Below are 11,363 nucleotides of genomic sequence, written 5' to 3' on the forward strand. Positions count from 1 at the left end.
CCGGCAACTGGAAACGCATTAACCACGACCTGCACAATACACTCGCCTTTTATTCCCTTATTTTTTTACTGGTGATGGGGCTTACCGGACCCCAATGGTCGTTTCAGTGGTACAGGGATGGACTGCAAAAAACACTGGGAACATACCAACCTAAACCGCAGCGAGCGGAAGGGAGGCCAGGCGAGCCCGGCGGAAGATCACAAAACGGGGAAGGCCGTCCGGAGGGTAAAGGAGAAAGTAAAAACAGATCCCTTGCTGATCGGGGCAACGAAGCAAAGAAAGGCGGTGAAAAGGCCCGGTCTTCAGAAGCATCTACCGACACGGGCAAATTGCCTGTTGAAAACGAGCAGGAACCTTTAAGCATTACGGCGTATGTAACGGCGGCAAACAAACTATTGCCCTATAAAGGAAATTATACGGTGAGCCTGCCTGCAGATGCAAAAGCCCCGGTATCCATCAGCAAAACGAGGGTAGGCTTTTTTGCCCCCGCCGCCGGCGACAGACTTACGCTGGATCAATATACCGCTGCTGCTGTTAAACTGGATATTTTCCGCGACAAGCCTTTTAATGAAAGGATAGCGGGTTCTATAAAAGCGCTGCATGTGGGCAATGTGTATGGCGGGTTTACCAAGCTGCTTTATTTTATCGCCTGCCTGGTGGCCACTACCCTGCCTGTAACGGGTACGCTCATCTGGCTCAATAAGCTGAAGAAAAAAAGAAGGAGAAAGCCATTGCCTGTTCGGACTGCAAAAGGCGCCACATTCATTGCGGACGCATTAAGGAATGCTTAGTTATACTTTGCCCTCTATCGGTGATAGGATATCAGATGGGAGTTGCCGGGTTTTGCAGGCGTTATTCTCGTATGTCTTTATTTATGCTGCCATTCCTGAATAATTTCTGAAAGTCTTTTGGGCTATATTTAATATTTTACTATCTTAATCATCCGTCCCCGCCATTTCGGTATTTACAGTTAACACCTAAAATGCTAACCATGAAAGTGCACACAGTTTACCTGTTGTTCCTGTGCTGCTTATTGGGCAAACTCTCCTTTGCACAGGATTATTTTTACAATAACCGCTATTACGAAAATGATTTTCTTTTTGAAGTAGGCCTGTCTGCAGGCGCTATCAATTGTCTCACCGATATTGGCGGCAGATCCGGTAATGGCAAAAAATTTCTCAAAGATCTCAACTGGCAAAACACCAAAATGAGCGGCGGCATTTTTGTGAATTTTAGCTACAGGTATGCCCTGTGTGCCCGGCTGGAATTTAACATGGGTAATGTTATGGCGTACGACAGCATTTTAAAAAATGACCGTTCCGAAGCACGCAGCCGCTACCGTCGTAATCTCTGTTTTAAAAGCCGTATCACAGAATTGCTGCTGCTTGCCGAATTGCACCCGTTGGTGATTTTTCAGGCAAATAGCAAAGCGAGTACATTTTCACCCTATTTGGTTGGCGGTATTGGTTTGTTTCACTTTGACCCCTGGACCTGTCTTAACGGCGAATGGATAGCGCTGAACGAACTGCACACCGAAGGGCAGGGCTTTGCGGAATATTCTGAAAGGGAAGTATATAAACTTACCCAATTGAATTTTCCTGTTGGAGTTGGTATACAATTCGAATGCTCTGCCTTACTGAATCTTCGCGTTGAGCTATTGCATCGCATTACCCGGACAGATTATCTGGATGATGTAAGCACAAGGTATATTGATCCTTCCTTATTTCAGAAATACCTCTCTCCCGGCCAGGCGTCCTATGCGCTGCAGTTACACAACAGGCAAAGAGAACTGGATCCCTCAGTTGTAGTAACACCTGGCGCCATACGGGGCAACAGCAGCAGGAACGATTCTTATTTTACTGTACAATGTAAACTGAGCCTGGTAATAGGCCGGGAAAGAAGATAAAGTGATTGAGACCTTTAATGCCACTAAGCCACTAAGGCACTAAGTTGCACGGGAATATTTTGTGAATCTTTGTGTCTTTGTGGCAAATACGAATAGCATATATAAACTTTAAACAAAAATCTTAACTTCATTGCCATAACTAAAAGAGCCTGCTTTTTCAGTCTACAATAAAAATCAACTATAGCTCAACAATTGTTTACCGCCAAAAAAGCTACAATGGATTCACGCAGAGAATTTATCAGGAAATCAGTTTTGTTATCCGGCGCTGCCGGTTTTTCCACGCTCCTTCCCGCATCTGTACAAAAGGCTTTTGCCATTGATCCCCCGGCGGGAAGCACTTATCTTGATGCAGAACATGTAGTTATCCTGATGCAGGAAAACAGGTCCTTTGATCACTGTTTTGGCAGCTTGCAGGGGGTGAGGGGATTTAATGATCCACGGGCTATTGCATTGCCCGACAAAAAGCCGGTTTGGCTGCAAACCAATGCTGCGGGCGAAACATATGCACCTTTCCGCCTGAACATAAAAGATTCTAAAGTAACGTGGATGGGCGATCTGCCGCATTCACGCCCAAGCCAGGTTGATGCGCACAATTCGGGTAAATACGATAAATGGTTAACTGCGAAGCGTTCGGGGAACAAAAGATATTCCGATATGCCATTGACCCTGGGATATTACAACAGAGCTGATCTGCCGTTTAACTACGGGATGGCTGATGCATTTACAGTTTGTGATCAGAATTTTTCTTCGGCCATGACAAGCACTACACCCAACCGTTCTTTTTTCTGGACGGGAAAGGTAAGCCATGAGCAGGATGGTGTAGTACAGGCCAATATGCGCAATGAAAATTTCAGCTACGCAAAGATGCCCTGGAAGGCATTTCCTGAACTGCTCAGCGAAAACGATATCGCCTGGAAATTTTATCAGAACGAAATAAGCTGTGGCGGCGGGTTTAAAGGAGAGGAACGATCCTGGCTGGCAAATTTTGGCTGTAACCTTTTAGAGTTTTTTGCCGCTTTTAATGTTAAGTTTTCGCCGCGTTACATACGAAACCTGCAAAAGCTGGCTGATGAGTTGCCAGGTGAGATAAACAAGTTGCAGGAAGCAAGCCCGTCAACAGATGAAGCTGCCAAAAAAATTCAAACCGATCTTGCTAAAAAACAGGAAGTACTGGATAATGCCAGGAATGAGCTGAAAAAATGGAATAGAGAAAGCTTTGAAAAGTTATCCGAAAAAGAAAAGCAATTGTACCGGAATGCGTTTGTGGTGAACAGCGGAGATCCCGCTTATCATGAAATAACCACTTTAAAATATACGGAAGGCAATGCAGAACGTGAAGTTACTGTGCCCGGGGGAGATGTGCTGTACCAGTTCAGGAAGGATGTGAATGAGGGGAAACTGCCAACAGTATCGTGGCTGGCCAGCCCGCAAAATTTTTCCGATCATCCAAGCGCGCCCTGGTATGGCGCATGGTATGTATCCGAGATCCTCGACATCCTTACAAAGAACCCGGAAGTGTGGAAGAAAACCATTTTTATTCTGACCTACGATGAAAACGATGGTTATTTTGATCATATCCCGCCGTTCTCTGTTCCCGATAACAATAAACCGCAAACCGGCAAATGCTCTGCAGGCATTGATACGGAGATAGAGCACGTTCGTATGGAAAGTGAACGTAAGCTGGGCGTAGCACCCAAACAGTCGCGTGAAGCGCCTATAGGGCTTGGCTTTCGGGTTCCTATGGTTATTGCTTCGCCCTGGAGCCGCGGCGGTAAAGTATGTTCGCAGCTTTTCGATCATACTTCCACGCTGCAATTCCTGGAAGGGTTTGTAAATAAAAAATTCAATAAAAACATAAGGCTTGATAATATAAGCCAATGGCGCCGGACCATATGCGGCGATCTCACCTCGGCATTCAGTCCGTTTAATGGCAGGCGGATAGAAAAGATCCCTTTTCTTGAACGCGACCGGTTTGTAGAAGACATTTATAACGCTAAGTTCAAAGAAGAACCTTCGGGATATCAACAACTATCGGCTAAGGATATTGAGGAAGTAATGCTGGATACTGTTTCTTCCGGTGTTTTGCCGGGCCAGGAAAAAGGCATTCGCCCATCCCCGGCACTGCCATATGAGCTGTATGCAAACAGTAAAATGAACGCTGATAAAACTGCAGTTGAACTTAAAATGGAAGCAGGCAATGCTGTTTTCGGACAACGATCGGCCGGCACTCCTTTTACGGTATATGCGCCGGGTAAATTTACAGATGAGAAAGGCGTTGCAGAAAATGCGCGCAACTGGTCTTTTGCCGTTTCAGCCGGCGATAGCCTGACCTATAGCTGGCCATGTGCTGCATTTGATAATAAACAATATCACCTTCGTTTGTATGGACCTAATGGCTTCTATCGTGAATTTGCGGGAACGGCGGCAGACCCGTTGCTGGACGCCGACTGCCGGTATGATACGGGAACACGGGATAAGAAGCCAACCGGCAATATTATGCTTATTCTCACCAATACCGATCCGTCAAACGCCTTGCATATTGAGATCAAAGACAATGCCTACGAAAAAAAAAGCATAAAGAGGCAACTTTCAAAAGGGGGAAGCGAAAGCATTGTGCTTAATCTTAAGGATAGTCATGGGTGGTACGACTTTAGCATAAAAGCAGCCGGTTATGATGATTTTGAAAAGCGCTATGCCGGAAGGGTGGAAACGGGTAAAGAAGGGTTCACCGATCCTTTTATGGGAAGGGCGACAGTATGACCTGCTTTTATTGATTTCGTGTTATACCATAGCCGGGTTTACTTTCCGGGTTTTACAGAACCATTGAAGCTGATGGGGGATCTGCTGGTAAGCTGTACATTTAATTGCGCTGAGCCATTGCTGAAAAGTATAAAATCGAAAGACTGCACTTCCCTGTAATCTTTTGGGCTGATCGTGATCTTCCACCGTCCTTTATCGTTTTGCTCTTTGCTGATGGTAAGATCTGTGGTTTTAAAATCCAGCGGACTACGCGTTTCCGTAATCGGGCCGGAGTACGCCCTGCCAAAATATGGTAAGTGAGCGATTAAGGTATCCCTGCTGCAACGCACTTCGTACTGCCCGGTTAAGTTTCTTGAACGCCCGCGTTGCGGAAGCGCCCTGTCGGCAACGAATACCCAGTTATCGTTGGTAATCGCCTGCACAATTTCTTCGCTGGAAGCGGTAACCTGTTTAGCGGGCGAGCAAGCGGTTTGCATGAAAATAAGCAGCGAAGCAGCAGTGAAGTACATTGTTGTTGCATACACACAGCTTTAAAAGTATTCCCAAACTAAAGTTACGAAATACAGGGTGTAGCATAAATAAATAAAGGAGTTCAGGACTTTAATATAATGAAAATTTGTTTTTACATTATATATTACTGTTAGAAAACTTTATCCAAAAACTCAATGAAAAGCCGCCTTCAAAAGTTTTAAAGGCGGCCTTATTTTATTAAGATCTCTATGTAAAAGAAAGGGTTCTGCAGCCCTGTTATTTACATTGGTATGCTACTTTGGCAATCTGCTTTTCGAAACTATGTTGATTAGAATAAATGGTAGTTACAAATAATGCAGGCTCGCCGGGATTGAATTTTACAGGTAACTGATTTGAATTGAACTGGGTAGCAATGCCAGCAGGTGTGTTGATGCTATAGTCACGAGTAATGAACATCAATGTTTTGTCGGTTTGAAGCATGCTTTTTTTGCTGGTATACCTTACTCCGGGTATTATACGGTTACCCGATGCATCGTAGTTGTATGTTGTACTTCCATGCCTAACTATTCTGCCCCAGCTATCTAAAAATATTGAATCTACACCATTAATATCTCCATACGATATTTCTAAGTTATCGCCAGATTGCGAAGCGGTGATGTAATTTTTAAAAGTTGAATCAATGATCAGGTTATTGTTTACATACGTATATTTATGAGCGAACGCTCCAACATAATAACCATTGTAAGAAATTTTTCCTCTTTCAAAGAATCCCAATAATCTTCCCTGACTGTCATATGCAAAAGCAAACCCGATGATTGGATTAGGGTCTATATTAAGGTGATGTGCATCAGAAGCATAATCAATGGAAATTAGCTGACCCTTAGCATTGTAAGTGAAATTGGCCGTGTCCTTGAAAGGTATATAATCCGATGTACTGATAGGGTCAAGGAAATACTCGGTAAAATAAATTTTATCCACCTTGCAATTATCGGCGTATCCATTGGGGTGATCTTTTACGTAATCCCATACTTTCTTGCAGGATGCTAAGCTAAGTAATGCTAAGGCTATTGTTAGCAGAAATAAATTTTTTCTCATTGTAATTGTTTTACGGTTTATAATAATAATAAATATAATATTTTTATACTGGATAGCAATGTTTACCGTTTTTCGTACGCCGGCATTTCAGGCGCTGTATATCCTTTTGTTTTAACCAGGTTTTTAATTTCTGTAATAGCTCTTTCCAACTGCGGGTCAACACCTTTAGCCATTGCCGTTAGATCTTCCGGCACTTCAATATCGGGATCAACACCATGCCCCTCCCGGAACCAGGTTCCAGTCAACTCCATGCATGTGAGGGTCATAAAAATAATCCCGCTCCAAACGCCATGCATCTGTAAACAGCTGTTTCCATTCCTGAACCGGGTCAACATATACCATCAATAAAGGAATTGTCAATATCGCCGTAATAAGGCATGAATTTTTAGGCAGTAAGGAGGAACAGGTATTTTCCCTCCGGGTCAAATGCCGGGGCGCTGCAGTTGTAATACCCGCTGGTGACCTGTTGTGCATTTTTGTTTTTTGTATCGTAAATAAAGATGGCCGAATGCCAGTTGGCAAGATCTCTCTGGTAAGCCAGCCACCTGCTGTCGGCACTCCAGCTACAGGAAAAGGATTCCAGGTCTCCGTGTGTGTAGCGTAATGCCTGGCCTGCTTCATGGGTTTGGTTGGCGCCCAGGTCATAAATCTTTATTTTTCCTGCCTTGTCAATATAGCAGAGTTTTTTCCTGTCGGGGCTCCAACTTAGCGCATACCTGAAGCCAGCACCATAGCTGGCCAGCTTTTTTGCGCTGTTTTCTTTCCCTGCCTCCATCATCCATAATTCATACTTGTTCCGCATTGGGTCAAACACATCCCTTGATCCGTCTTCCTGGAAAGAAATAACAAAATCCTTTCCCACGGCGATGCTGATCTGCTCGGTTTCTACCGTTCGGGTGGCTTCATTGAAATACAGCATATTGAGCAGGCAGAATAAAATCCCTTCCACATCGTCCATCTTGGGGCGCTGTCCTACACTGAGAATGTCTTCTATCAGCAGGGCGTGTACACCAAACCGGTTGCAAATCGCTTCTACATCCTGCTTTCGCAGCCCGTCAATATTGATCCATGTAATATGCTCATTATCGCGGGACGAAAAGCAATCAGATATATGCGCCGGACTATATTCTTTAAAATGCCGGGCATCGTAATCATATACGTATATTTTTACTTCATTTGCTTCTTCCCGAACGGAAGTATGGTAGGATTATGCTGAAATAATTCTCTTGTGCGCTGGGTATCGAACAGGGAAGCCCACGGCAAATAACATAAATATTGGTTTTTTGCTATCAGGTTTTGTTTAATGGGCAGCATACCGGAAGCCCGACCTTAAAAAAATGACATAGGGTAATTTTAGCCCCTGCCCCCCTTTTCTGTTTTAAGCGTGCCTTCAATAGTAACAATATCCCGGTCAAGCAAATATAAACCGCCCTTGTCGTCGCCGATGAGCTTGAGCTTGTCAATCACTCTCCGGGCAAGCGCTTCTTCTTCTATCTGCTCGCTTACATACCATTGCAGGAAATTGTGCGTGGTGTAGTCCTTTTCTTCCAGGCAGATGTCTACCAGTTTATTGATCTCAGTGCTTACATGAATTTCATGATTCAGTACCTGTTCAAACAGCGTCCGGATGCCCTTGTATTTTTGAGCGGGTTGTGGAAGTGCCGGAACAATTCCGTGTCCTCCCCTTTCATTAATGAATTTTAGCAGTTTCAGCATGTGAATCCGTTCCTCATCTGAGTGTTTGAACAGGAAATCGGAAATGCCGTTATACCCTTCTACTTCTGCCCAACTTGCCATCGCTAAGTATATTTGAGAAGATTCAGCCTCTAACTGGACCTGCTGGTTCAACGATTTTTGAATTTTTGGAGAGATCATGATATTCAGTTTATTGGTTATAAAAGAGAAGGATTTAGAACTAAGGAACCATTATTCTTTTCCCGAATGTACGGAATCGTTAAATGATTGCCTAATCGGTAACGGGCAGTAGAAAACGGGCTAAGAAAGCATAAATCTTTTTATCTTTGCATCCTAAATCAGCGAGTATGATCAGGACAGGTAACCCGGTTATAAGCATTTATACGGAAATGACACCGAACCCCGAAACCATGAAGTTTGTTGCCAATAAACTGCTGTATCCCGGTAAAAGCATTGATTTCCCGGATATTGAAACGGCAAAGCCTTCTGCCCTGGCGCAGGAGCTTTTTGGCTTTCCATTCATAAAATCGGTATTTATCGCCAGTAATTTTGTAACGCTCACAAAAACGGTTGAAACCGAATGGCAGGATGTGATCCCTTCCATACGCAGCTTTTTAAAAGAATACCTCGAAGAAGGCAAAGCCATCATCAATGAAGAAGAAGTAGCGGTATTAAAACCGGAAGCATCCAACAGCGTAGCCGCCGATGACGATGATGTTGTAAAAAGAATTAAAGAGATCCTTGATAATTATGTAAAGCCTGCCGTTGAAATGGATGGCGGCGCTATACAGTTCAGGAGTTATGATGATGGTGTAGTGAATCTTATGCTGCAGGGCTCCTGCTCCGGTTGTCCTTCTTCCATGATCACGCTAAAAGCAGGTATAGAAGGCATGATGAAAAGAATGGTGCCCGAGGTGAAGGAAGTGGTGGCAGAAGCTGAATAAGGTAATTGGTTTGATAAGAAATATAAAGAGATGTGCCAGCGCATGTCTCTTTTTTTGTTTTACAGCAGTTGCTTTTTTTCCCAAGTTACATTCCGTTCTTTCAGGTACCGGATCATAAAATCGAAACAAGACTGGTGCCTGCCTACTTTTTCGGGCGGGAAAACACCGGGTTTCTTAAAGAGCTTTTGAGCAATAAGATGCACTGCAGCGGTGCAGGTATAGCCGGTAGAACGCGCCATGGAAGTAGTTTGGCTTTTTAAATCATAGTGATCCAGCAGGCTGTATTCAATAGCCTGTTTTACTCCCTGCTTCTCTCCTTCCACCAGTATTTTCATAACAGTAAGCTCTTCTTCGCCGGGCTGTAGCTTCCATTCATTGAATAAAATTGCGGAGGAAAACTCAAGCGGTGAAATATCAAAGCTTTTATAGGGGATAGTGCCTGTACCAAAAAAGCCGCTTCGCTGCAACGCAATAATAAGCTCACAGTGCCCGGGGTAGCGGAGGGTTTTTTCTTTCATGTTCGGAATATGAGGCATGGTGTATAAAATGGATCGCAACCCATCTGTATTAAAGGCCTCCAGGGTGCCCACGCCTTCAAGATCCATCAGTTCAATTTCCGTTAATGCGGATTTGGTAACAATATGGCCATTTTCCATCAACCTTGCCGGGCGTGTATATTCTTCAATTACGTCAACCGGCGAAAACGGCGCTTTGTATTCAAATGGTTTTTTCCTGATCCTGGGCAATCCTCCAACATAACATTCAAAATTATTCACTGTCATTTCTTCGTTATAGCGGCCCAGCACCAGGTTGCTCATGCCGGGCGCCACACCGCAGTCTACTATAGCGGTAATGTTCTTTTCTTTTGCAAGCGCATCCAGCTGCAGCGTGTCTTCGGGCGAAAAAGAAATATCAACCACGTTTTTTCCTGCTTCAATAACCTGCTTCAAAAGGTTGAAGCCCATAAAGCCGGGAACGGCGGTTACCACCATATCAAAAGGTTCAAGCAAAACGTTGAATTCACCGTGCTCAGAAAGATTGTATTGCCGTGTTTTTACGGAAGGCGCCCTTTGCGCAAGCACAGCAAGCGATTCAGGGCTTTTGTCGAATGAAGTAACATCAAAAGTGGTGGCGAGATCTTCAGCAATGGCACGTCCAACCATACCGGCGCCCAGAACAGCAATTTTCATGAATGATCGTTTTGAATATAAAGATATTGTTTCGCTTTTACATCGCGCTGCTTCCTTCTTTAACGGATGCATAGGATAATAACCTGCTGCAAACTTTGTCCTTTCGCGTTCTGTTTTTAATTTCCGTCATGGATAACAAAAGAAGCAGGGCAATTTAACTTTCACTATGCAGCAACTGAAAAAAATTGTGATCATTGGCCCCGAATCAACAGGTAAAAGCACATTGTGCGAACAGTTGGCCGGCTATTATCAAACCATATGGTGCAGAGAATATGCAAGGGAGTATCTTTTAAAGCATGGAACAAATTACAGCTACGATAACCTGTTAACGATCGCAAAAGGCCAGATTGAACTGGAAGACAAAGCAGTTTCATCGGTACTGGCTGCGGCGAAGGATACAGTTGGTCCTCCGCTTCTTTTTATAGATACCAATATGTATGTGATGAAAGTGTGGTGTGAATTTGTTTTTGACAAATGCCATCAATGGATCATTGAACAGATCGTTAACCGGAAATATGATCTTTACCTCTTGTGCAATACCGATCTTCCCTGGGTGAAGGATGAGCTGAGAGAATACCCCGATCCTGAAACAAGAGAAAGGTTGTATCATATTTATAAGGATATTATGATCAATCAAAATACGCCCTGGGCCAACATCAGCGGTGATTATGAAGAACGGTTTGAAAAAGCGAAAGAGGCGGTGGGGAATAATTTGAGATTTGAGATTTAAAATTGATTTGGGTTGCAGGGTGCAGATTTCAAGGTGCAGCGTACAGGTTGCAGGGGAAGGCTTTCAATTTTGAATTTGTCGTTTTTTATTTATCGTTGAATTTGTTTCGGATTTCGAAATTTCAGCTTCGAATTATATTAGTCTGTCCCGCTGATGAACGGAGCATCTGTATTTTACCCACCCCGGCGGACAGGTTTTATTTGTTTTTTGGGATTTGGTTTCTTGGTGCTTTGTATCCGCTTCAGATTTCTTTTTTGGTATTTCCATTTTCCGTGATCATCTTTGCCTCGTATTTGGTTGGCGCTGCGGCGCCATTAAAAGGGAAGTCCGGTGTAAATCCGGCGCTATCCCCGTAGCTGTAAGGTTAGTGAGTTGTCAGTAGTGAATAGTTAATGTATATTTCTCACGCAGTATTCACTCTATCCGAACGGACACTCACCTGTTGGATCTTCATACCACTGTGGCCCCTCCGGGCGCTGCGGGAAGGTGTTCAACAGCAACCGAGCCAGAAGACCTGCCAGATCTATTTCTTAATCAAAGGGCTTTCGGGTGAAAAGCCGGAGATGAAAATG

General features: G+C 44.0%; 12 protein-coding genes and 1 riboswitch. Of the genes, 5 read left to right on the top strand and 7 right to left on the bottom strand.

Annotated features, from left to right (window positions below; translation table 11 throughout):
• The 3 genes from PLH26_RS15640 to PLH26_RS15650 all read left to right on the top strand — a co-directional run.
• The coding region (locus PLH26_RS15640) for a PepSY-associated TM helix domain-containing protein (protein WP_324586966.1) at positions 1-791 on the top strand (791 nt) is incomplete at its 5' end.
• A gap of 200 nt (positions 792-991) precedes the next feature.
• Positions 992-1,906 carry a hypothetical protein gene (locus PLH26_RS15645; RefSeq protein ID WP_324586967.1) on the top strand — a complete coding sequence of 305 codons (915 nt, stop codon included), beginning with the start codon at positions 992-994 and terminating at the stop codon, positions 1,904-1,906.
• 216 nt (positions 1,907-2,122) lie between these two features.
• Positions 2,123-4,666, top strand: a complete 2,544-nt coding sequence (locus tag PLH26_RS15650) for a phosphocholine-specific phospholipase C (RefSeq protein WP_324586968.1) — start codon at positions 2,123-2,125, stop codon at positions 4,664-4,666.
• A 38-nt stretch (positions 4,667-4,704) separates the two neighbouring features.
• Here the strand turns inward: PLH26_RS15650 and PLH26_RS15655 are convergent, their stop codons facing one another.
• The 6 genes from PLH26_RS15655 to PLH26_RS15675 all read right to left on the bottom strand — a co-directional run bounded on the left by PLH26_RS15655 (position 4,705) and on the right by PLH26_RS15675 (position 8,107).
• Entirely contained in the window at positions 4,705-5,142 is a 438-nt protein-coding gene (locus PLH26_RS15655; RefSeq protein WP_324586969.1) for a DUF4251 domain-containing protein, read from the bottom strand.
• A gap of 271 nt (positions 5,143-5,413) precedes the next feature.
• Complete coding sequence (locus tag PLH26_RS15660; RefSeq protein WP_324586970.1) at positions 5,414-6,232, bottom strand: hypothetical protein; 819 nt, start codon at positions 6,230-6,232, stop codon at positions 5,414-5,416.
• Positions 6,233-6,294: 62 nt separating this feature from the next.
• Positions 6,295-6,483, bottom strand: a complete 189-nt coding sequence (locus PLH26_RS15665; protein ID WP_324586971.1) for a hypothetical protein — start codon at positions 6,481-6,483, stop codon at positions 6,295-6,297.
• Entirely contained in the window at positions 6,440-6,706 is a 267-nt protein-coding gene (locus tag PLH26_RS21820) for a hypothetical protein (RefSeq protein ID WP_502876399.1), read from the bottom strand. The genes PLH26_RS15665 and PLH26_RS21820 overlap by 44 nt, the downstream gene beginning before the upstream one ends.
• A complete protein-coding gene (locus tag PLH26_RS15670) occupies positions 6,618-7,397 on the bottom strand; it encodes a CorA family divalent cation transporter (protein ID WP_324586976.1) in 780 nt (259 codons plus the stop codon). Before PLH26_RS15670 ends, PLH26_RS21820 begins: the two co-directional genes overlap by 89 nt.
• Positions 7,398-7,585: 188 nt before the next feature.
• Positions 7,586-8,107, bottom strand: coding sequence for a ferritin (locus tag PLH26_RS15675; protein ID WP_324586972.1), 522 nt, complete (start codon positions 8,105-8,107; stop codon positions 7,586-7,588).
• A 167-nt stretch (positions 8,108-8,274) separates the two neighbouring features.
• Here PLH26_RS15675 and PLH26_RS15680 point away from each other — a divergent pair, with 167 nt between their 5' ends.
• The gene (locus PLH26_RS15680; protein WP_324586973.1) at positions 8,275-8,871 is read left to right on the top strand and encodes a NifU family protein; all 597 of its coding nucleotides are present in this window, start codon (positions 8,275-8,277) and stop codon (positions 8,869-8,871) included.
• A gap of 59 nt (positions 8,872-8,930) precedes the next feature.
• On the opposite strand, the gene PLH26_RS15685 is transcribed toward PLH26_RS15680, so the two are convergent.
• Positions 8,931-10,061, bottom strand: coding sequence for a saccharopine dehydrogenase family protein (locus PLH26_RS15685; RefSeq protein ID WP_324586974.1), 1,131 nt, complete (start codon positions 10,059-10,061; stop codon positions 8,931-8,933).
• A 166-nt stretch (positions 10,062-10,227) separates the two neighbouring features.
• On the opposite strand from PLH26_RS15685, the gene PLH26_RS15690 reads away from it, so the two are divergent.
• Positions 10,228-10,791, top strand: a complete 564-nt coding sequence (locus PLH26_RS15690) for an AAA family ATPase (protein ID WP_324586975.1) — start codon at positions 10,228-10,230, stop codon at positions 10,789-10,791.
• 277 nt (positions 10,792-11,068) lie between these two features.
• A riboswitch (cobalamin riboswitch) is annotated at positions 11,069-11,327 on the top strand.
• Positions 11,328-11,363: the final 36 nt, after the last annotated feature.

The sequence above is a fragment of the Agriterribacter sp. genome (assembly GCF_035444585.1).
Classification (GTDB): Bacteria; Bacteroidota; Bacteroidia; order Chitinophagales; family Chitinophagaceae; genus Agriterribacter.

Coding starts and splice junctions, on each gene's coding strand:
- PLH26_RS15645 (WP_324586967.1), top strand. CDS start 992: ATGAAAGTGCACACAGTTTACCTGTTGTTCCTGTGCTGCTTATTGGGC.
- PLH26_RS15650 (WP_324586968.1), top strand. CDS start 2,123: ATGGATTCACGCAGAGAATTTATCAGGAAATCAGTTTTGTTATCCGGC.
- PLH26_RS15655 (WP_324586969.1), bottom strand. CDS start 5,142: ATGCAAACCGCTTGCTCGCCCGCTAAACAGGTTACCGCTTCCAGCGAA.
- PLH26_RS15660 (WP_324586970.1), bottom strand. CDS start 6,232: ATGAGAAAAAATTTATTTCTGCTAACAATAGCCTTAGCATTACTTAGC.
- PLH26_RS15665 (WP_324586971.1), bottom strand. CDS start 6,483: ATGGAGTTGACTGGAACCTGGTTCCGGGAGGGGCATGGTGTTGATCCC.
- PLH26_RS21820 (WP_502876399.1), bottom strand. CDS start 6,706: ATGCACAACAGGTCACCAGCGGGTATTACAACTGCAGCGCCCCGGCAT.
- PLH26_RS15675 (WP_324586972.1), bottom strand. CDS start 8,107: ATGATCTCTCCAAAAATTCAAAAATCGTTGAACCAGCAGGTCCAGTTA.
- PLH26_RS15680 (WP_324586973.1), top strand. CDS start 8,275: ATGATCAGGACAGGTAACCCGGTTATAAGCATTTATACGGAAATGACA.
- PLH26_RS15685 (WP_324586974.1), bottom strand. CDS start 10,061: ATGAAAATTGCTGTTCTGGGCGCCGGTATGGTTGGACGTGCCATTGCT.
- PLH26_RS15690 (WP_324586975.1), top strand. CDS start 10,228: ATGCAGCAACTGAAAAAAATTGTGATCATTGGCCCCGAATCAACAGGT.